Genomic DNA, 20,633 nt, shown 5'->3' with positions numbered 1-20,633 from the left:
TACAGGCCGACGATGCACTAACAATCAATTTGGACCAGTCAGATGAGGCTGCTCAGCGGGAAACGCGTAGGTAAAGAGGATCGGGATGGAGATTAAATGTCGCGCTCTGATCCCGGATGAGGAATGATTGGATGCCCAGGCTTACGTATGGTCATTAGGTTCATTTTTGAGTCGGTCACACGGTTACAAAGAACCGGATAAGTACTTGATTTATATATGTTTGTTTGGTGTTCGAGTCTCTCATCACCCACCATTTTCCCCATTATCGCCGGATAGTCACAAACTTGGCATTCATTGCAACGCAGACTTGCAACCGATTGCAAGTCCCGACCAATGGTGCATAGTATCTCCGTTATGAATTTGATTGCCTGCCTTCTCGCAACCTGCGGATTCTCGTCATGAGCGTCACTCTCAAAGACGTCGCCGCGCTGGCTGGCGTGTCACGTTCGGCTGTGTCCCGCACTTTTACCGAAGGCGCGTCAGTTTCGGCCAAGACACGAAGCAAAGTTGAAAAGGCCGCAAAGGAACTGGGATATAGCCCCAATGCGCTGGCATCTTCGCTGACAACCGGGCGGACCAAGCTGATCGGGCTGATCTCGAACAACTTTCACAACCCGATATTCCTGGAGGTATTCGATCAGTTTACCCGCGCGCTACAGGAACGTGGGCTGCGTCCTCTGATCGTGAACCTGACGGATGAAACCGAACCCGCAAATTCAGTACGGATGTTGCGGCAATACTCGGTGGATGCCGTCATTGTTGCATCCTCGACGCTGCCGCCCAGCTTTGCCAAAGCATTCCACGACGCGGGGGTTCCTGTGGTGCATACCTTCGGACGCTCGGCCACGTCGCCCGAGGTTCACGTTGTGGGAATCGACAACGTGGAATGCGGGCGCATGGCGGCGCGGCAGTTGTTGGAACGCGGGTACAAGCGCATTGGATATTTGGGCGGCCCCCAAGACGCAACCTCGGCCATGGACCGGTACCGAGGCTTCATGGAAGAGGTCGAAAAACACCCTGACATAGAGAAATCGCACTCTTTCGCGGGGGCCTATTCCTTTGAAGCCGGGCGTTCCGAGATGCTGCGGTTGTTAGAGGACAACCCAGCCGAAGGCTATTTCTGCGGTGACGACATCCTGTCCATCGGCGCCCTGTCAGCCCTGCGCGATCACGGGCTAAAACCGGGTCAGGATATCGGCATCATCGGTCTGAACGACATGGAAATGTCGCGTTGGGAAAGCATCGATCTGACCACCATACACCAGCCGATCAAACAAATTATTTCTTCATCGGTTGATCTGGTCGTTGAGATGCTGAAGGAGCCTCAGAGATACCCCGAGGCGCGCATCTTCCCCTGTCGTGTGATCGAGCGGGGCACGTTGAGACCCCGCGCGTAATCAGCGGAACATTGGCGGGCGAGCGTCTTTCCAGACACCGTCCTCTTTGCCCGATGCAACGGCCGCGTGTACGGCAGCAATCGACCTGACCCCATCGGCGGCACCGGGCAGTCCATCACGGGTTTCGCCCCGGATCGCATCGGCCAGATCGCAGTAAATATTGGCCACAGCCAACGGAAACCCTTCGGGATGCGCAATGGCGACTCGGGACAGCCGTTGCACTTCGTCATGCAGGCCGCCCTCACCTTTTTCGATGATCTGAGTACGACCACCGACGGGCGTGTAGATCAATTGATTGGGTTGTTCAGAGGCCCAGCGCAGCCCGCCGGTTTCCCCGAAAACCTGAATGTCGAACCCGTGCTGCCGCCCGATGGCCACAGAGGACGTCCAAAGACGACCCACAGTGCCGCCTTCCATGCGGAAGTTGATCATGGCGTCATCCTCCAGTTCACGGCTGGAAATGGTTGAAGCCATGTCAGCGGACAGCGTCTTGACCTCGTCATCACAGATGAAGCTGGCCATATGCAGCGCGTGGATACCGCAATCGGCAAACTGGCCCGAGACACCAGCCATTGCCGGGTCATAGCGCCAGCGGACGCGTGGATTATCGGCATCAGTGGCGTCGCCGTGGTGGCCGTGGCTGAAATTGGTGACGACCAGACGCACCTTGCCAATTTCGCCGGCCCGCACCATCGCGCGGGCCTGCCGCACCATCGGATAGGCGGAATAGCAATAGTTGACCGCACAGATTTTGCCCGAGGCCATGGCCACGCGAACGATCTCTTCGCCCTCTTTCACGGTCATGGTCATCGGCTTTTCACAGAGCACGTTGAAACCGGCCTCGAGGAACGCTTTGGCGATCTCGAAGTGGGTCGAATTGGGGGTGGCAATGGTTACCAGATCAATCCGGTCCTCTCGATCCATTTCCCCTGCGAGCATTTCTCTCCAGTTGCCATAGGCACGGTCGCTGGTGACACCCAATCGTTGCGCGTATTCACGGCCCACTTCGGGGCGGTGATCCAGCGCGCCAGCGGCGAATTCGAACATCCCGTCCGCCTGTGCACCCAAACGATGCGCGGGCCCGATCTGGCTGCCTTCGCCACCACCGATCATACCCCATTTCAGCTTTGCCATGGTCTTGGTCTCTCTTCAGAATTTAACGGTTGCGCGATCAGTAATCGCGAATGTTTTGCCACTGCTGTCGCTCGGACGAGGCTAAAGCGGCGGCCAGCACCCTGTTAACTTCGTGCCCGTCGCGGAAAGTGGGCCAGACGGGCTTTCCGGAATGGATCGCCTCAAGGAAATCCTTGGCTTCGATGATAATTTGGTCCTGATAGCCGGTGCCGTGACCCGGCCCTTGGCAGAACGGTTCGTAATCTGGGTGCGCCGGACCGGTCAGAATCTTGGTAAAGCCGCGCTGCGCCTCGGGACCTTCACGGCGATAAAACCAAAGGGCATTCTGGTCTTCCTGATCGAAACGCAGGGCGCCCTTGGTGCCCGATATCTCATACGCGTAGCCCATCTTGCGCCCGGTTGAGATGCGGCTGACATAAATATTGCCCATCGCGCCGTTCGCGAACCGGCACATGATCTGGGCATGGTCGTCATTGGTAACCTTACCGCCGGGGCGGGTTTCGTGGACCGTTTCGACCTCGGCCATCACTGAAATAACGGGCCCAATCAAAGCCAAAGCTCCGTTGATCATGTGAGGAGCGAGGTCGCCAATGGTCCCGTTGGCCATGCCCGTGGTGCGCCATGTGGCCGGTGCTTCGGGGTCAGCGTAGAAATCTTCAGTGTGCTCACCACGGAACCACGTAACGTCACCCAATTCGCCGTCGGCAATCAACTTACGCGCATATTGCGTGGCGGGTGTGCGGACATAGTTGAACCCGACCATATTCGTGACGCCTGACGCCTCGGCTGCAGCAACCATTGCCGCACCATCCTCCATTGACGCACCCAAGGGTTTTTCGCACAGCACCGGCTTGCCCAGCGCTAAGGCCGCCTCGGCGATTTGACGATGGGTTTCCTGGGGTGAGGCAATAACCACAGCCTCAACTGCTGGATCATTGACCAGAACCCGCCAATCCTCGGTCGCGCGTTTGAACCCATAGGCGGTCCGATACCGATCTGCGCTTTCGGGGGTCGAGGCGCAGATCATCTCCAACCGCGGCCGCAACGCAGTGTTGAACACGGCCCCCACGGCAGACATGGCAACTGAATGCGCCTTGCCCATATAGCCGCCACCTACGATTCCAATTCCAATTTCAGGCATCTATCGCGGCTCCGAACATATTATTTGCAACCGGTTGCAAAATCAGTATCGTGTGAATCGATTCAGCGCAAGGTCCAAACTTTGCCGACCCCACTTTATCGGAGGATATGACTTGACCGCTTTGATAGACGGTATCAAGGGAAACCATTTTGCCGTGCTGGGCCGTGCGGGCATGGACCTGTATGCTGACCCCATTGGCGTCAAAAGCGAAGATGCCGATACGTTCCACGCCGATCTGGGCGGGTCATCTGCGAATATTTGCGCCGGACTGGTCAAGCTGGGCAGTCAGGCGTCGCTGATTACTTCAGTTTCGGACGATGCGGTGGGTCGGTTCTGCCTGAATCGCCTACAGCACTACGGCGTAGACACGTCTTATATCCGTGTTCTGGGCGGCGAATACCGCATGTCTCTGGCTGTGTACGAAAGCCGGATCGAGAATTTTCAGAACGTCATCTATCGCAACGGTGCGGTCGACTTTCAGGTCACCGAACAAGATATGGACCGGATTGATTACTCGTCCTTCTCAGCCGTGATCTCAGCCGGAACCGTCTTTGCCGCGGAACCTTCACGCAGCGCCACGTTCCGCGCCTTTGACAACGCCCGCGCGGCGGGTCTGCCGATCATCTTCGACATCGACTACCGCCCCTATAGCTGGCCCTCATCCGAAGTGGCCGCCGAAGTCCTGTCCCGCGCCGGAGAGGCCAGTGACCTGATTGTCGGCAATGATGAAGAGTTCGGCTTTATGGCTGGCGGCATCGATAACGGGTTCGCAAAAGCCAAGGAACTGGCCGAAAAACCCGGCCGCATAGTCGTCTATAAGATGGGCGAAAAAGGTGCCGTTACGCTGGTGGACGGTCAGGAAATCCGCACCGGCATTTACCCGGTTACCGCCGTCAAACCCAACGGTGCTGGCGACAGTTTCATGGCGGGTTTGCTGGCCTCAATCGCGGCGGGGCATTCGCTTGAGGACGCCGTCATGCGCGGCTCGGCCTGCGCATCGATCGTGGTGTCTCAGCCCGGTTGCGCCCCCGCCATGCCCACAACACCCGAGCTGAACGCATTCCTGGCCGATCATCCCGGCCCGACCACATAGGAGTTTCCCATGCATATCGCGCCCTATGACAATCAGAACAAACCCATCGTCGATGCGGACGACCCGACGGTTCCGCTGAACTATTTCAACATCGTCAAGCTGCGCCGTGGCGAGGCGTTCGAATATCAGGTGCCGGGTTATGAAACCTGCATCGTGCCTGCCACGGGCAGCGTGGATGTTGACGTCGAAGGCGTTCAATTCGCCAAGCTGGGCAACCGCGGCGAGGATGTCTGGGATGGCGAGCCCGAAGGCGTCTACGTCCCGGTCGGCGCCAAAGTACAGATGGGTTGCATGTCGGACGAGGCTGAAGTTTTCATCGCGGGCGCCAAATTCGACAAAGTGCTCGAACCGTTCGATGTGCGCCAGCATGACCTTGTACAATATGGCAGCGACGACACCAAAACACACCGCAAAATCAAACACATCCTCGGCCAGAAACAGCACGACAAAGTCGGTCGCCTGCTGGTGAGCGAGCTGTTCACCGTTGGTCAGGGTGGCTGGTCAGGCTTTCCTAGCCACAAACACGACACCAACCGTCTGCCGGATGAAACACGGCATGACGAAACCTATAACTTCCGCTTTAAACCCAATTGGGGCTCCGGCCTGCAGATGTTGCAGCGCGAGGATAACGAGCCGGGTGATGCCTATCACATCGTCGACGGCTCAACGATTTGCATCGACAAGGGCTACCACCCCTGCTGCGCGCTGCCAGGGTACGAGATGTACTATTTCACTATCCTCGGAGGTCTGAGCCAGCGGTCTCTGGTGCAATACTTTCAACCCACCCACGCCTATCAGATTGAAACGATTCCGGGCATCAAAGACATGATCGCGAAGTTCAAATGACACTCGTTACGCTTAAGGACGTCCTGCAACCCGCATACGAACAAGGCTATGCCGTGGGCGGGCTTGTAACGCTTGGTTGGGAAGACATGCGCGCCTACGTCGCCGCAGCCGAGGCTGAAAACGCCCCCGTCATCCTGCAAGCCGGACCAAGTTGCCGCGAGCACACGCCGCTGCCTGTTCTAGGAAAGATGTTCCGCCATTTGGCCGAGAATGCATCGGTCCCGGTCGTGGCCCATCTGGATCACGGGTACACGTTCGAAGACTGCAAGATCGCGCTCGACAGCGGGTTCACATCGCTGATGTTCGACGGCTCGCGCAAACCTCTGCAGCAAAATATCGACGAGACAGCCGCGATTGCCGAAATGGCCCATTCCGCCGGGATTTCCTGCGAGGGTGAGATCGGCTTTGTCGGCTATTCCGGCGGTGAAGGTTCAAACGGGACAGACCCGGCTGAGGCCGCAAAATTCGCCCGCGAAAGCGGCGTGGATGCGATGGCCATTTCGGTCGGCAACGTCCACCTGCAACAGAACAAAGAGGGCGGCCTGGACGAAAACCGCATCCGCCAGATCGATGCCATGACCGAGGTGCCTCTGGTCATCCACGGCGGTTCTGGCGTGCCGGTGGAACAACGCACGCGCCTTGCCCGCGAAACCTCGATCTGCAAGTTCAACATCGGGACCGAATTGCGGATGGCCTTCGGTGCAGCGCTGCGCGAGGCGGTGAACCGCGACCCTGATAGGTTCGACCGCGTCACCATCCTGAAAGAGACCCACGACCCGGTCGAAGCTGCGGCACGTACCGTCATTCGCGCTTTCGGAGCGCCACCGCAAAGATAATCGTCAAATCGTAAAGGCATCCCGGAAGGCCGCCAGCGCGGCTTCAGGGTCGCCTGCCGCAAAGGCTTCCAATCCGACAGGTCCTTGATAGCCCATATCATTCAAAGCTCGCGCAACAGCGGCATAGTTGATTTCGCCAGTTCCGGGTTCACATCGGCCCGGATTGTCCGCGACCTGCACTTCCCCGATCCACGGCAGGCATTTCTCGCACCAGCGGATCAGATCACCCTCTCCGATCTGAGTGTGATACAAGTCCAGATTGATACGCAGCTGAGGACGGTTGACCGCAGATACCAGCGCCAGAACATCCGCGGTCGATCCAAAGGGGCATCCGGGGTGATCCAGCAGGTTCAGGTTTTCCAGCGTGAACACCACGCCCTCTTCTTCGGCCAGATCGCAGATACGGTTCAGCGTCTCTCGCGCCTTTAACCACATTGCTCCAGTTACGGTTTCGTCCTGCCAGATCGGAATCCCACCTTCACCCAGCCCCGTACCGTGCAGGTTCAGGCGTTCCACGTCCAATCGTTTGCCAATCTGCACCGTTTCGCGCGCAGATTTAAGCAACAGGTCCGCGCCTTCTTCATCCGCCAAACGGCCCTCAAGATAGCCGTTCATGATCGTGAAATTCGCGCCAGTTCTTTCAAGCTTTTCAAGATTCAGGTCAGGCCAGTTCCACAGCCCGACGCCGAAACCCATTTCCGCCAGGCGCGCGGCGCGCCAGTCCATTGGTTTGTCCAGCCACAGCATTTCGGCACATGCCGCAAGTTGGAACGGTTGGGACATGCCGTATCTCCAAATTTGGCGCGTTCAGATTGATCCGCCTTCGACCATGAAATTCCCCGCACTGCACATAGCGGCATCGTCCGAGGCCAAAAATACCACCATCCGCGCCACATAGACGGGATCTATCGGATCGGGCAGACATTGACGGTCGACCTGTTTCGCCAATGCCTCGGGCGTGACCCACAGGTCCTTCTGGCGGTCGGTCATGATCCAACCCGGTACCACGGTGTTCACACGGATGCGGTGATCACCCAGTTCACGCGCCATAGTACGGGTCAGGCCGTGAACGGCGGATTTAGCAGTGGCGTAAGCAGGGAAGCCTGCCCCCGCCTCCCACCAGGAATTCGATCCGAGATTGACGATTGATCCACCGCCCCGTTCGATCATCGCTGGTGCGACAGACTGGATCGCAAAGAACATGTGGCGGATATTCGTTGCCATGCGTTCGTCCCAGTAGTCCGGCGTCACCTCGCGCCAGTCATGGCGGTCGTCCCGCGCGGCGTTGTTGACCAACACATGCGCCGCACCAAGTTCGTCCGACAGTTCTGCCAATGCGATATGCAAAGCCTCGACGTCGCGCAGGTCGCATTGGGCAAAGGCGTGTTCGCCTTCCACCTCCGCCAGCAGCGCGTGTCCGGCATCCGCATCAATATCCAGAAATCCGACCTTGGCGCCCTGCGCCGCAAACGCGCGGACCGTTTCTGCGCCAATGCCCCCTGCCCCGCCGGTAATGAAGACGGTCTTGCCGTTCAGGCTGGGATAGGTGGCAAAGTCTTTGCTCATCCGTCACGCTCCATGATCCATTCGACCTCGGGGGCCGCAACAAAACGCCATTTCCGCAATGGCCCGGCCATTACGTTCAGATAATACATCTCAAAACCATAGGGCGCACCGCAAGGGTGATGGCCGCGAGGAACAGTTACAACATCACCGTCGGAAACGGCCATCGTCTCATCCAACTGGCCGTCATCTGTATAAACCCGTTGGATGCCGAACCCGTTGGCAGGGGAGATGCGGTGGTAATAGGTTTCCTCAAGATAGGTGATGCGCGGATAATCATCCTCGTCATGGCGGTGACTGGGATAGGATGACCAGTGACCGTTAGGCGTAAAGACCTCGGTCACCAGCAGGCTATCGGCATAGTCCTCGGCCTCCATTGCGATATTGTTGATATAGCGCGTGTTTACCCCCTTGCCGCGCTCGGTCAGGGCGATACCTCCGGGACCAATGCGGCGCGCCCCGTGGCCGCCTTTACCCGGAGCGGAACAAACGGCCACAACGCAATCGGTTTCCGCGACGGCCTCCCACTCGGATCCATTGGGCAGGTAGAGGCAATGCGGTGGCGTCTTTTCAAAGACGTTCATCCGGTCACCCAGAACCCCCCAGTCCTGCCCGGCACCGGTGATCCGTGCCTTGCCTTCGACCATGACCAGAATAACTTCACGATCACCCGTTGCCTCGGCAGCTTTGTCGCCCGCACACAGGTGATAAAGGCCGAAACCGACGTATCGCCACCCTGCACTGGCCGGAGTAATGTCGTGGACCTTGCCGCGGGTTCCGAACGGTTTCTTGAGCAGGTCTGCCATGGTGTCGTCTCCTTGATGGGTGGGCGAATGGCGCACCCCTATGTTGTTTCAGGCAGCTTGCCTTGCCTGCAGGGCCGAGAGCACATCGGCCAGTTGCGTCTCGCTCCAGCCTTCCGAAACCGCTTGGCACAGGATATCCGCCTGACTTTCCGGCGCATTGCCCCCGATCGGAGGATCCGTATCCAGATTGGTCGGGAATGGATAGCCTTCGGCGGTGGCCGCAATCGCCGCATCCAGTTCCGAGGCGCTCAGGTCACCGCGCTGTTTCAACGCGAGCAGATGGGGGAACACTGCCAGCGACATGGCACGACGATCCAACGCTTCCATCGCGCGCCCGAAGGCCGACGATATTTGCAGCAGGTTCGCCATGCGGTCGATATCGGCGCTGCTGTTTTCTCCGGCGGCGTGGAACAGCGCCGGGTTGAAGAACACCGCGTCGCCTTTTGACAGCGGAAGCTGAATATAGCTGTCTTCGAAATGCTCCCGATGCGCGGGATCGTGGAACGCCAGATAGCCCGGGTAGTACAATTGCGAAAAGGGCAACAGTTTGGTCGGGCCACTTTCCACCGGCATATCGCAATGGGCAACGGCCCCCTGCAAGGTCAGTGCAGCGGTCAGGTGATGGGCATGAGCGGGATATCGGGCGGCGCTGTCGGCGCTTTGGAAACCCAGATGGTAGTCCCTGTGCGCCTGTTGCGCTTTACCCCCCGGACGCACCTGGTTGACCTGCGCGGTGATCTGATAGCTGGGTCCCAGCCATGCCTCGCAGGCGGCTGCAATCGCTGTGTTCCCGAAATAGAGCGCAAACCCTTCCGGGTCGCGCAGACATTGCTTTTGCAACGCGTTCCAGACCCGGTCATTCGCACCCGAAGCGGCGAAGTGATCACCGTCACCTGCGCCACTTTGACGTTCTTCGTCGATGATCTGCCGGAACACTTCAGTGGCCCGGTCGATCACAGAGGTGTCTGGGAACGCCCCTCTCAGAACGATCACACCCGCCAATCGCCCTAGGACCAGCGCCCATTCCGACAACAGATCAAGTCGTTTTTCCGGGTCCGACAGGACCGGAGCCAGCGCAGCCACATCATAGATCGGTACATGTTTCTCGATGCCCGCGGCGAAAGGCATGTGCTCGGCAGAAGCAGCGGATTCAGTCAACCTCTTGAAAGTTTCAAGGTTGACCGAGTCAGGGCCAAAGAACCCAAAGGATTGACGTACCCTGCCGCTCATGCTTCCACCTCTCCTGCAAACTCCGCCTTAGACGATTTCCAACCCCGCCTGTCCGCAGACATCGACGATATGGTCGTAGCCCATCTTGGAAAACTCGTAAGGCGGCGCCTTGGCCGGGTCCTGTTCGGCCTCGACCACGATCCAGCCCTCGTAATCCATCGCCTTGAGCGCATTTGCGACCGCCTGGAAATCGATGCAACCATCGCTGGGCACGGTAAAGGCCCCGGCGATCACCGCATCCAGGAAGCTGCTGTTGTTCTCGCGCGTGTCCTGCACCACTGCCGGGCGGATATCCTTGAAATGTACATGATGCACCCGGTCGCCCCAGCGATTTAGGGTCGCCACGACATCGCCGCCACCGAACAGCAGGTGTCCTGTGTCAAAGCACAGCTTCACCTCGGGGCCCGAACCCTCCATCAGCCAGTTCACGTCATCCTCGCTTTCGATGATCGTGCCCATATGGTGGTGGTAGGCCATCGGCATGCCCTGATCGGCCATCCATTTCGCCAGCTCAGTGATCTTGGCGGCATAGGACAGAACTTCGTCCTTCGACAGTTTCGGACGGTCGTTCACTGGTGTCCCGATCTGGCCCTGCACGGTGTTCGAGCATTCGGCATAGACAATGCACGGACTGTTCAACGCCACGAATTGCTCGACCTGCTCCCGCACGGCTTCGCGTTCGGTCGCGAAGTCATTGACCAGCGACGCGCCGGAACACCACCCGCCGCAAAGCGCGATGTCGTTGCCTTCGAGATAAGCGCGCAGGCCTTCAGTATCGCCCGGCATCCGCTGGCCGCGTTCAACGCCCGTATAGCCTATCTCGCGCGCCTCTTTCAGCGCTTGTTCCATGGTGTAGGCGGCGGTCAGGTCCGGCAGATCATCATTCTGCCACGCGATCGGAGAAATCCCGATTTTCACGCTCATTTCGTGTTTCTTTCCTTGATGGCGACCTCATAGGCCGCGCGTTTTTCGTTTACTTCAGGGCGGATGCTGACCTCGGGAACGGCCACTTCCCACCATGTGCCTCCATATTCGGTAGACGGATATGGATCAGTGTCGATGACCACCACGTAAGGCCCTTTGATCTCGCCGCGTTTGGCCAGCGCCTCTTCCAGTTCACCAATCGAGCTGACCTTGACCGAAGTCGCCCCCATCGCCGCTGCGTGCGCCGCAAAGTCGATCGCCGAGGGCGTTTCGTGGACCGCGTGATCCAGCAGGTTGTTAAACTCGGCTCCGCCAGTGCCCATCTGCAGCCGGTTAATGCAACCAAAGCCGCGGTTGTCGGTGATCACCACGGTGAAGGGCACTCCCATCATCGCTGCGGTCGCCATTTCCGAGTTCGCCATCATATAGGTGCCGTCGCCCGTAAAGCAGATCACGTCACGCTCGGGCTGGGCCATCTTGATGCCCATCGCGCCTGCAATCTCATAACCCATACAGCTAAAGCCGTATTCCATGTGATAGGCACCGGAGCGCGGCGCTTTCCACAGCTTGTGCAGCTCTCCGGGCATGGTTCCTGCTGCGCACATCACGACCGTATCGTCATTGGACGCACGCTGAACCGCGCCCACCACCTGCATATCGGTCGGCAGAGCGTTGCCGTCTCCCGGCGCATCGGTCAGCTTGTCGACCTTGCCGAACCACTCGGCCTTGAGCGTGTCGCTTACCGGATCGGCGCGGTATCCCTGCAAGGCGGTGCCCAACTCCTCCAATCCAACACGCGCATCAGATTGCAGCGGCATCGCCCCGTGCTTTTCGGCGTCATATGCGGCAGTGTTCAGACACACCATCTCGCGTTCCGGGTTCGAGAACAGGCCCCACGATCCGGTAGTGAAATCCTGCAACCGTGTCCCCACGGCAAGCACCAGATCGGCCTCGGCACAGACGTCATTGGCGGGCTCACCACCTGTCACGCCAATGGGGCCAAGGTTCAGCGGGTGATCCCAGGCCAGCGCCGATTTGCCCGCCTGCGTCTCAGTGATCGGAATGTTGTGGGTTTCCACAAAGCTCTGCAGCGCGTCCGTCGCACCCGAGAAATGCACCCCGCCCCCGGCAACGATGACCGGGCGTTTGGCCGCCTTGATCGCAGCAACAGCGCGGGCCAGTTCGCCCTCATCCGGGCGAATGCGGCGCTGATACCAGACGCGCGGCTCAAAAAAGCTTTCGGGATAGTCATAGGCTTCGGCCTGAACGTCCTGACAGAAGGCCAGCGTCACCGGGCCACAATCGGCCGGGTCGGTCATGGTGCGGAAAGCGCGCGGCAAAGCGGTCAGCAAATGCTCGGGGCGCGAGATACGATCGTAATAACGGCTGACCGGGCGGAAACAGTCATTGGCGCTGACGGTGCCATCGCCAAAATTCTCAATCTGTTGCAACACCGGGTCCGGTCCGCGTGTGGCAAACACATCGCCGGGTAACAACAGGACAGGCAAGCGGTTCACATGCGCCAACGCCGCTGCGGTCACCATGTTCGTTGCACCCGGCCCGATTGACGAGGTCACCGCCATCGCCCGCGTACGCCGCATCTGCTTGGCATAAGCAATCGCACAATGGGCCATGGTCTGCTCGTTATGACCGCGATAGGTCGGCAGGCTGTCTTTAACCCCGTGCAACGCCTCACCCAGCCCTGCCACGTTGCCATGGCCAAAGATGGCCCAGACACCAGCAATGAAAGGCTCTCCGGCCTCGTTCATCTGCGAGCCCAGATAGCGCACCAAAGCTTGCGCAGCGGTCAGTCGGACTGTTTTGCCCATTGTGATCCCCTTCAACACAAGGCCATTATGGCCATTCCTGCAATTTCGTTGAATGTCGGGCCAAGCGGCCCCTAAAGGGGGAACGGTGTTAAACCGTTCCGCCCAGAGAACCTTCCAGTTCGGCCATTTCCTGACCGCCTGCCATCAGGTCCTGCAACTGCTCGGGCGTGATTTCACCGCGTTTCGCAGTGCCCAGAGTTTTACCCCGATTCAGCACGGTAAAGCGATCACCCACTGCCAGCGCGTGGCGTACGTTGTGGCTGATAAAGACCACACCAACACCCTGACTGCGCACCCTGTCGATAGTGGCCAGCACATTCGACGTCTGACGCACCCCAAGGGCCGAAGTCGGCTCATCGAGAATGAGAATCTTCGCACCAAAGTAAACCGCGCGCGCAATCGCAACGGTCTGTCGCTCGCCGCCGGACAGAGTGCCAACGGCCTGATCTGGCCCGCGTAGGTTGATGCCCATTTTGCGCATCTCTTCCATACAGACGTCGTTGGCCTGATCCACATCGAACCGCTTCAGTAAACCCTTCCCCTTGGTCGGTTCGCGCCCCATGAAAAAGTTGCGCGTGACGCTCATCAGCGGGATCATCGCAAGGTCCTGGAAAACAGTTGCAATACCCGCCTCCATCGCATCGCGCGGAGTGTCGAAATGCAGCGGTTTGCCTTCGAAATAGATCTCGCCCTTAGTGGGTTTGTGCACCCCGGACATGGTCTTGATGAAGGTCGACTTGCCCGCACCGTTATCGCCCAGCAGACAGTGGCACTCACCCGGTTTGACGTCAAAGCTGACACCAGCCAAGGCGATGATGTTGCCAAAGTGCTTTTCGATATCCTTCATCTCAACGATCGGAGCAGCGTCGACGGAGGAATCTCCATGGTGGAACTTGGTATCTTCAGTCATATCAGCGCTCCCCGGTTACGCGTTTACGGATCGCGTTGTTGAACAGAACAGCGATCAGCAGCATGGCGCCCAGGAAGACCTGGAACCAGTCCTGATCAAAGTCGGTATAAGTCAGGCCGATGACGACCATGCCAAAGATGATCGAGCCGAAGAACGCCCCAATGGCCGAGCCATAACCGCCGGTCAGCAGGCAACCGCCAATCACAGCCGCAATGATCGCTTCGAACTCCTTCTGGAAGCCGCGACGTGCATCGGTGGATCCGGCATCCATCACGGTGATGATCGCCACCAACGCGGCACAGCAGGCAGTCAGCATGAACAGCGATACCTTCACACGGTTCACCGGAACACCCGAGTTGGAAGCAGCTGTGCTGTCACCACCCGAGGCGAAAATCCAGTTCCCGACCGGAGTGCGCAGTAGCACGTAGGTCGCCGCCAGTGTGATGACAATGAACCACAGAATTTCAACCGGGATACCCGGCACCTTGGGCGCACCGCTTTTGAAGGTGTCGATCATGCCCTTCTCTGCCAGCCAGGCAAACAGGCTGCCGAAAGCCTCACCTGAGAAGAAGGGGGCGAGCCAGTCGTTTTCGACCGCGTCGCGCACACCGCGCAACTGCGTGGAACCGCCCGTGGCCATCTTCAGGCCAACCAGTGACAGGCCGCGCAGGATGAACAGAAACGCCAGCGTCACGATAAACGATGGCAGGCCCGAGCGGATCACGATATTGCCGTTAACCGCGCCGACACAGGCCGCGAATACGAAGGTCATGGGAATGGCGAGGATCAGCGGCAATTGCCAGGTCACGGCGCAGACGCCGAAAAACAGCCCCGAGAACGCGACCATCGACCCGATCGACAGATCGAACTCTCCGCCGATCATCAGCAGCGCCGCCCCGATGGCCAGAATACCTAATTGTGCGGCAGGGGTCATGAAGTTCATGACACCGGCAAGAGTGAACATCGACTCGTCCGCAGTGATCGCAAAGAAAACGAAAACCAGAACGGCGCCTGCCATGGCACCCAACTCGGGCCGCTTCATGAGTTTGGTTAGGAACGGTTCTTTCTTGACCCTTTCGTCTGATACGACGGTCGTTGATTCACTCATGGTTTCCTCCCATTCGGTGGGATCGGCGCGCTGGCGCCGATCCTTTTGTTTGTCGGTATGATCCGGACTTAGCGGATGCCCTGCGAGGACAGCTCAATCACCTGAGCGGCCTTTTCCTGAGTGATCAGGTTCGGGCCCGAAGGCACGTTGCCACCCGGCATCAGGCCGTATTTGGCATGCAGGCCCATGAAGTTCACCGACAGGTAGCCTTGCAGGTACTGTTGCTGGTCGATAGCAAAGGCCGCATCACCGTCAACGATCGACTGCAGGAAGTTGGCCGACAGGTCGAACGAGGCAACGTTCACATCACGACCCGAGGCCTTAGCAGCCGCAACCGCAGGCTCACCAGCCGAGCTTGCGCCCAGAGCCATGACCGTATCGACGCTTTCATCAGCTGCCAGCGCGGCGGCAACCTTGGATTCGATCTCGGACGGATCATTCGAAGTCGGCAGAACGGTCACGTTGCCGCCAAATCCTTCGGTGAAGCCCTCGCAACGCAGGTCGAGCGAAACGTTGCCAACCTCGTGGTTCACACAGATCGCGTTGGAACCGCCCATCGAAGCCAGCTGCGCACCCGCTGCCTTGCCTGCGTCGAATTCGTCCTGACCGACATGCAGCAGAGCCCCCAATTCCTTGGCGACTTCCGCGCCCGAGTTGATCGAAATAACCGGAATACCGGCAGCCACAGCGCGTTCGATCGACGGCCCTAGCGCATCCGCATCGGGGATCGACACAATCAGCCCGTCAGGCTCCTGATTCACGGCAGCATCGATCAACTGCGACATGGCCACCATGTCAAAGGTCTCGGGTGCGCGGTACTCCACGTTGACGCCGACATCCTTGCCCGCCTGCTCAACGCCGTTCTTGACGACATTCCAGAACGCGTCATTCGCCTGACCGTGCGATACGACCACGATCTCTTGCGCGAACGCGGGCGTGGCCAGAGCCAATGCACCAGCAGCCAATGCGCCTTTTACAAACTTATTCATTTGGTTTCCTCCCTATTAAACTGTCTGTCTTATTGCCGGGATCTCAGCCCCATTCATTCGGATGAACCGAATCCCCACCGCTCCGGAAATTGGCGCAGCTATCTCCAGTTTCCGTATATCCCATCATTTTGCAACCGGTTTCAAAACTTCAGCCATGGCAACCGGCTGACCGGACTGCGCCGACCGGGTCGCGGCCTCGGCCATGGCGAGCGCTGCGACGCCGTCTTTAAGCGTCACCGGCATCGCGGAACCGGATTGCACCGCCTGCACGAACGCATCCCATTCTGCGCGGTAGGCGGGCATGTATCGTTCCAAGAAAAAATATGTGGGTTTTGCCCCTGTGACACCATCGGCTGTCGACTTGACCACCGTATTTTCCAAAATGTTCTGTGCCTGCAGCAGGCCACCCGCACCCAACATCTCAATTCGCTGGTCATATCCGTACACAGCCCGGCGCGAGTTTTTGATTACCGCGATCTGACCGTCTGCATAAGTCATTGTGACAACAGCAGTATCCACATCCCCAGCACGCCCGATTTCAGGATCGACGATCGAGGTTCCAACCGCCGAAACCTGCACCGGCAACTGGCCCATCAGATAGTTCGCCATGTCGAAATCATGGATCATCATGTCCCGAAACAAACCGCCCGAAACCTTGACGTAGCTGATCGGAGGCGGGGCTGGGTCGAACGAAGTGATCGACAGCAACTCAGGCGTGCCTATTTCACCCTGATCAACAGCGTTTTTCAGCGTTGAAAAGCTGGGATCAAACCGTCGGTTGAACCCTACCATGACCGGCTGGCTAGTTTCCGCCGCAACAGCCTGACACGCAAGCGCCCGTTCAAGACTGAGATCAACGGGTTTTTCACAAAGAACCGCCTTACCAGCCTGTGTTGCAGCTTCGATCAGGTCAGAATGAGTGTCCGTCGGCGTCGCCACCAGAACCGCATCAATCGATGGGTCCTCTATGATTTCCTTGGAGGCCCGAGCGGTCGCGCCGTGCTCTGAAGCAAGGTTTTCAGCCGCATCGGAAATCGCGTCGGACACTGCACATAGCTGGCTGCGAGGATGCGCAGAAATGGCCTGTGCATGCACGCGCCCAATGCGTCCGGCGCCAAGCAATCCGATTCTGAGCATTAAGGCCTCCCGATTCTTTAGCTCGGGGACACCATGAGTATCTTTGCAACCGGTTGCAAGAAATTTTTATCGGGACAATCAGAGGAAAAACCCGACCGGGTTTTCAAAATCTCAATTTGGCCTCACAGCGACCAGAACAACGCCTAGCTCGTTTTCCAAGGCCTGCAACTTAAGGAGGTCTTCTTTCGGCAGGCTGGCAGAATCCGTATCCAAAGCGGCAAGCGCCACAACCGGGCTTCCGATTTCTTTTTCAAGCGCCCGGACAGCGTTCAGTGTATCAGGTTCCAGCGTTGCAATTGGGTAAAGCATTGGAGACTCCTGTCTTAAGGTCACAGTGAGTATAGCTGATTTCCGCCATTTTCGGAGTACCAGCAAAGTGTCAAACTTTAGGAGCCGAACTTCGACTACGTCGAGGCCAACGCCAAACGTATCGAAGGCGACGAGATTCTACATTGGTAAGTTGGCGATCCCTGAAGGACTCGAACCCTCAACCTGCTGATTAGAAGTCAGCTGCTCTATCCAGTTGAGCTAAGGGACCGCTGTGCCCTTCTTGCGGTTTTTACGGGCGGGGTTCAAGACCCAAGCGCATGAAGGCGCTGTTTGGATCGGCCTCGTATCCGTAGATCGGCCCGCAATAGGAATATCCCAGCGCCTCATAGAGTTTACGGGCCGCGTCATACTCTGGCAGATGCGCCGCGCCGGTTTCCAGAACCAATGCAGAGATCCCGTCGGTTCGGGCCAGATCGGCCAGATGTACCATCATCTTGCGTGCCAGACCGCGCCCACGTGCCTGCGCCAGAATATGCACCGATTTCACCTCGGCCGTGCCATCCGGCAACGCCTTGAGCGCGCCACAACCTACGGGCTGATCGGCTTCATACATGGCCCAGAATCGAATCCCCGGCCCGGCCAGCGCCTTGGCATCCATGGTGTGATTGCTTTCCACAGGGCCAGCGGTTTCGCTATGGGCAAAATGCGCCTCAACCACCGGGCGCAGCTCGTCCGAGGTCGGATCAGCCTCACGGATGTCGATCAATTCAGTGGGTCCAGGGCGCGCGCCGGTCGGTGGCGAAATTCTCACCATAGCCACGTGCGCGCAGGTTGGGCTTGCGCTTGTGCGGTTCGCTGACCTGCGCGTCGATCCCATTGTCCTTGGCGTAGTCCAGCGCCTCTTCCTTGGTGTCGAACTTGAGGCGCACCTGAGTCTGCGTGTCGTTCGACGAGGTCCAGCCCATCAGCGGATCCACCTCACGCGCAGTCGCGGGGGCATATTCCAGCACCCACTTGCGGGTCTTGGCCATCCCCGAGGTCATCGCGTTTCGCGAAGGCTGGTAAATCCGTGCGCGCATGTCGCCTCTCCGTACTCACTTGGCTAGGGGTGTTTATGCGCCAGACACGCGGCGTGGACAAGTCCGCAATTGTCGCAACTTAGAGCGTTTGAAATGCCCCCTTGAACAAGAACAAAAACAGATCAAAATCAGGCGCGAAAGGAATCTCCCCTGATGGCTTACGCTCATTCCGACAAGACCCAGCTGACCGCCGAAGATGTCCGCGCCCGCCTGAAACTTGAGGGCGGAAAGGCATTCGTCATGCACACCGAGTTCTCCCCCGCGGGCGACCAGCCAACCGCGATCAAGGAACTGGCAGGCGGTGTTCTGGACGGTGAACGCGATCAGGTTCTGCTGGGCGCGACGGGTACGGGTAAGACCTTCACCATGGCCAAGGTGATCGAGGAAACCCAGCGCCCCGCCATCATCCTTGCCCCCAACAAGACGCTGGCGGCGCAGTTATATGGTGAGTTCAGGGGCTTCTTCCCGGAAAACTCGGTCGAGTATTTCGTCTCCTACTACGACTACTACCAGCCCGAGGCCTATGTGCCGCGCTCGGACACGTATATCGAGAAAGAATCGCAGATCAACGAACAGATCGACCGGATGCGCCACTCGGCCACGCGAGCCTTGCTGGAACGCGATGACGTGATCATCGTCGCCTCGGTGTCCTGCATCTACGGCATCGGCTCGGTCGAGACCTACGGGGCGATGACGCAGGACCTGAAGGTCGGCAAGGACTATGACCAGCGGCAGGTGATAGCCGATCTGGTGGCCCAGCAATACCGCCGCAACGATCAGGCGTTTCAGCGGGGATCCTTCCGGGTGCGCGGCGATTCGCTGGAAATCTGGCCCGCCCACCTTGAGGATCGCGCGTGGAAGCTGTCATTCTTCGGGGAAGAACTGGAACAGATCACCGAATTCGACCCGCTGACCGGCGAAAAGACCGACACGATGGAGCAGATCCGGGTCTACGCGAATTCTCACTACGTGACGCCGAAACCGACCATGCAGCAGGCGATCATTGGCATCAAAAAGGAACTCCGCATGCGGCTGGACCAACTGGTCGGCGAAGGCAAGCTGCTGGAAGCGCAACGTCTCGAACAGCGCACCAATTTCGATCTGGAAATGCTTGAGGCTACCGGCGTCTGCAATGGGATCGAGAACTATTCGCGCTACCTCACGGGCCGCGCACCGGGCGAACCGCCCCCAACCCTGTTCGAATTCATCCCCGACAATGCCATCGTCTTTGCCGACGAATCCCACGTCAGCGTGCCTCAGATCGGTGGCATGTACCGGGGCGACTATCGGCGCAAGTTCACGCTGGCCGAGCACGGGTTCCGCCTGCCGTCGTGCATGGATAACCGCCCCCTCAAGTTCGAGGAATGGGACGCCATGCGCCCGCAATCGGTCTTCGTCTCGGCCACGCCTGCGAAGTGGGAGATCGAACAGACCGGCGGCGTCTTTACCGAACAGGTCATCCGCCCCACCGGGCTACTGGACCCCGAAGTTGAAATCCGCCCCGTATCCATGCAGGTGGACGACCTGCTGGACGAGGTGCGCAAGGTGGCCGCCAACGGATTCCGCACGCTGGTGACAACGCTGACCAAACGCATGGCCGAGGACCTGACCGAATACCTGCACGAACAGGGCATCAAAGTCCGCTACATGCACTCGGATATCGACACGCTGGAACGCATCGAAATCCTGCGCGACCTGCGGCTGGGGGCCTTCGACGTGCTGGTGGGGATCAACCTGCTGCGCGAAGGGCTCGACATCCCGGAATGCGGGCTGGTCGCCATTCTGGACGCCGACAAAGAGGGGTTCCTGCGCTCGGAAACCTCGCTGATCCAGACCATCGGCCGTGCCGCGCGTAATGCTGATGGGCGGGTGATCATGTATGCCGACAAGATCACCGGTTCCATGGAACGCGCTTTGGAGGAAACCAACCGCCGCCGCGCCAAACAGCTCGCCTATAACGAGGAACATGGCATCACGCCTGAGACGGTGAAAAAGAATGTCGAGGACGTTCTGGCCGGTCTCTACGAAGGCGACGTCGACATGAACCGCGTCACCGCCACCATCGACAAACCGATGCACGGTGCGAATTTGGAAGCCCATCTGGACGGTCTGCGCGAACAAATGCGCAAGGCCGCCGAGAACCTGGAATTCGAAGAGGCCGCCAACATCCGGGATGAGATCAAGCGCCTCGAAGCGGTCGATCTGGCCGTCGCCGACGACCCCATGGCTCGTCAATGGGCGGTCGAGAAAGCCTCGGAAGACGCGGTGAAATCGCGTGGACGGTCAACGGCTGGACGGCCGGGGCAAAGGGGTGGGAATGTGAAGCGGCGGAAGCGGTAAA

20 protein-coding genes and 1 tRNA gene are annotated in these 20,633 nt (G+C 58.8%); 5 read left to right on the top strand and 16 right to left on the bottom strand.

Annotated elements, in window-relative coordinates:
- Window positions 1-398 precede the first annotated feature (398 nt).
- Window positions 399-1,397: a LacI family DNA-binding transcriptional regulator gene (locus GOW93_RS15395; RefSeq protein ID WP_170386130.1), complete on the top strand. Its 999-nt coding sequence runs from the start codon at window positions 399-401 to the stop codon at window positions 1,395-1,397.
- Here the strand turns inward: GOW93_RS15395 and GOW93_RS15390 are convergent, their stop codons facing one another.
- The gene (locus GOW93_RS15390) at window positions 1,398-2,531 is read right to left on the bottom strand and encodes a Gfo/Idh/MocA family protein (protein WP_170386127.1); all 1,134 of its coding nucleotides are present in this window, start codon (window positions 2,529-2,531) and stop codon (window positions 1,398-1,400) included.
- Between the two features lie 37 nt (window positions 2,532-2,568).
- On the bottom strand, window positions 2,569-3,672 hold the full coding sequence (locus GOW93_RS15385; protein ID WP_170386124.1) for a Gfo/Idh/MocA family protein: 1,104 nt from the start codon (window positions 3,670-3,672) through the stop codon (window positions 2,569-2,571).
- Window positions 3,673-3,784: 112 nt separating this feature from the next.
- On the opposite strand from GOW93_RS15385, the gene iolC reads away from it, so the two are divergent.
- From iolC to GOW93_RS15370, 3 genes are read left to right on the top strand one after another with little or no spacing between them, the layout of a single operon-like run.
- A complete protein-coding gene (gene iolC / locus GOW93_RS15380; RefSeq protein ID WP_170386121.1) occupies window positions 3,785-4,765 on the top strand; it encodes a 5-dehydro-2-deoxygluconokinase in 981 nt (326 codons plus the stop codon).
- A gap of 9 nt (window positions 4,766-4,774) precedes the next feature.
- Complete coding sequence (locus GOW93_RS15375; RefSeq protein WP_170386118.1) at window positions 4,775-5,611, top strand: 5-deoxy-glucuronate isomerase; 837 nt, start codon at window positions 4,775-4,777, stop codon at window positions 5,609-5,611.
- Window positions 5,608-6,447 carry a class II fructose-bisphosphate aldolase gene (locus GOW93_RS15370; RefSeq protein ID WP_170386116.1) on the top strand — a complete coding sequence of 280 codons (840 nt, stop codon included), beginning with the start codon at window positions 5,608-5,610 and terminating at the stop codon, window positions 6,445-6,447. Before GOW93_RS15375 ends, GOW93_RS15370 begins: the two co-directional genes overlap by 4 nt.
- Before the next feature lie 3 nt (window positions 6,448-6,450).
- On the opposite strand, the gene GOW93_RS15365 is transcribed toward GOW93_RS15370, so the two are convergent.
- The 14 genes from GOW93_RS15365 to GOW93_RS15300 form a co-directional block, all read right to left on the bottom strand.
- Window positions 6,451-7,230: a TIM barrel protein gene (locus GOW93_RS15365; protein ID WP_170386113.1), complete on the bottom strand. Its 780-nt coding sequence runs from the start codon at window positions 7,228-7,230 to the stop codon at window positions 6,451-6,453.
- Window positions 7,231-7,254: 24 nt separating this feature from the next.
- The gene (locus GOW93_RS15360) at window positions 7,255-8,013 is read right to left on the bottom strand and encodes an SDR family NAD(P)-dependent oxidoreductase (protein WP_170386110.1); all 759 of its coding nucleotides are present in this window, start codon (window positions 8,011-8,013) and stop codon (window positions 7,255-7,257) included.
- Window positions 8,010-8,816 (bottom strand): 5-deoxy-glucuronate isomerase, encoded by an 807-nt coding sequence (gene iolB, locus GOW93_RS15355; RefSeq protein WP_170386107.1) that lies wholly within the window; start codon window positions 8,814-8,816, stop codon window positions 8,010-8,012. The genes GOW93_RS15360 and iolB overlap by 4 nt, the downstream gene beginning before the upstream one ends.
- 48 nt (window positions 8,817-8,864) lie before the next feature.
- Window positions 8,865-10,046: a phytanoyl-CoA dioxygenase family protein gene (locus tag GOW93_RS15350; protein WP_170386104.1), complete on the bottom strand. Its 1,182-nt coding sequence runs from the start codon at window positions 10,044-10,046 to the stop codon at window positions 8,865-8,867.
- A 27-nt stretch (window positions 10,047-10,073) separates the two neighbouring features.
- On the bottom strand, window positions 10,074-10,970 hold the full coding sequence (iolE, locus tag GOW93_RS15345) for a myo-inosose-2 dehydratase (RefSeq protein WP_170386101.1): 897 nt from the start codon (window positions 10,968-10,970) through the stop codon (window positions 10,074-10,076).
- Window positions 10,967-12,799 (bottom strand): 3D-(3,5/4)-trihydroxycyclohexane-1,2-dione acylhydrolase (decyclizing), encoded by a 1,833-nt coding sequence (gene iolD / locus GOW93_RS15340; protein ID WP_170386098.1) that lies wholly within the window; start codon window positions 12,797-12,799, stop codon window positions 10,967-10,969. The genes iolE and iolD overlap by 4 nt, the downstream gene beginning before the upstream one ends.
- A gap of 88 nt (window positions 12,800-12,887) precedes the next feature.
- Window positions 12,888-13,709 carry an ATP-binding cassette domain-containing protein gene (locus GOW93_RS15335; protein WP_170386095.1) on the bottom strand — a complete coding sequence of 274 codons (822 nt, stop codon included), beginning with the start codon at window positions 13,707-13,709 and terminating at the stop codon, window positions 12,888-12,890.
- Window position 13,710: 1 nt separating this feature from the next.
- A complete protein-coding gene (locus GOW93_RS15330) occupies window positions 13,711-14,817 on the bottom strand; it encodes an ABC transporter permease (protein WP_170386092.1) in 1,107 nt (368 codons plus the stop codon).
- Window positions 14,818-14,885: 68 nt separating this feature from the next.
- Window positions 14,886-15,806, bottom strand: a complete 921-nt coding sequence (locus GOW93_RS15325) for a sugar ABC transporter substrate-binding protein (protein ID WP_170386089.1) — start codon at window positions 15,804-15,806, stop codon at window positions 14,886-14,888.
- A gap of 123 nt (window positions 15,807-15,929) precedes the next feature.
- On the bottom strand, window positions 15,930-16,943 hold the full coding sequence (gene iolG, locus GOW93_RS15320; RefSeq protein ID WP_170386086.1) for an inositol 2-dehydrogenase: 1,014 nt from the start codon (window positions 16,941-16,943) through the stop codon (window positions 15,930-15,932).
- A 111-nt stretch (window positions 16,944-17,054) separates the two neighbouring features.
- On the bottom strand, window positions 17,055-17,252 hold the full coding sequence (locus GOW93_RS15315) for a hypothetical protein (protein WP_170386083.1): 198 nt from the start codon (window positions 17,250-17,252) through the stop codon (window positions 17,055-17,057).
- Between the two features lie 152 nt (window positions 17,253-17,404).
- Window positions 17,405-17,481: transfer RNA gene (locus GOW93_RS15310), tRNA-Arg, on the bottom strand.
- A gap of 21 nt (window positions 17,482-17,502) precedes the next feature.
- Complete coding sequence (locus GOW93_RS15305) at window positions 17,503-17,979, bottom strand: GNAT family N-acetyltransferase (RefSeq protein WP_170386080.1); 477 nt, start codon at window positions 17,977-17,979, stop codon at window positions 17,503-17,505.
- Window position 17,980: 1 nt separating this feature from the next.
- Window positions 17,981-18,292, bottom strand: a complete 312-nt coding sequence (locus GOW93_RS15300; RefSeq protein WP_170386076.1) for an ETC complex I subunit — start codon at window positions 18,290-18,292, stop codon at window positions 17,981-17,983.
- Window positions 18,293-18,445: 153 nt separating this feature from the next.
- On the opposite strand from GOW93_RS15300, the gene uvrB reads away from it, so the two are divergent.
- Window positions 18,446-20,632 (top strand): excinuclease ABC subunit UvrB, encoded by a 2,187-nt coding sequence (uvrB, locus tag GOW93_RS15295; protein ID WP_170386073.1) that lies wholly within the window; start codon window positions 18,446-18,448, stop codon window positions 20,630-20,632.
- Window position 20,633: the final 1 nt, after the last annotated feature.

This window comes from Ruegeria atlantica (assembly GCF_013032455.1).
Lineage (GTDB): Bacteria > Pseudomonadota > Alphaproteobacteria > Rhodobacterales > Rhodobacteraceae > Ruegeria > Ruegeria atlantica_B.
This window is presented reverse-complemented; position numbering and strand designations above follow the sequence as displayed.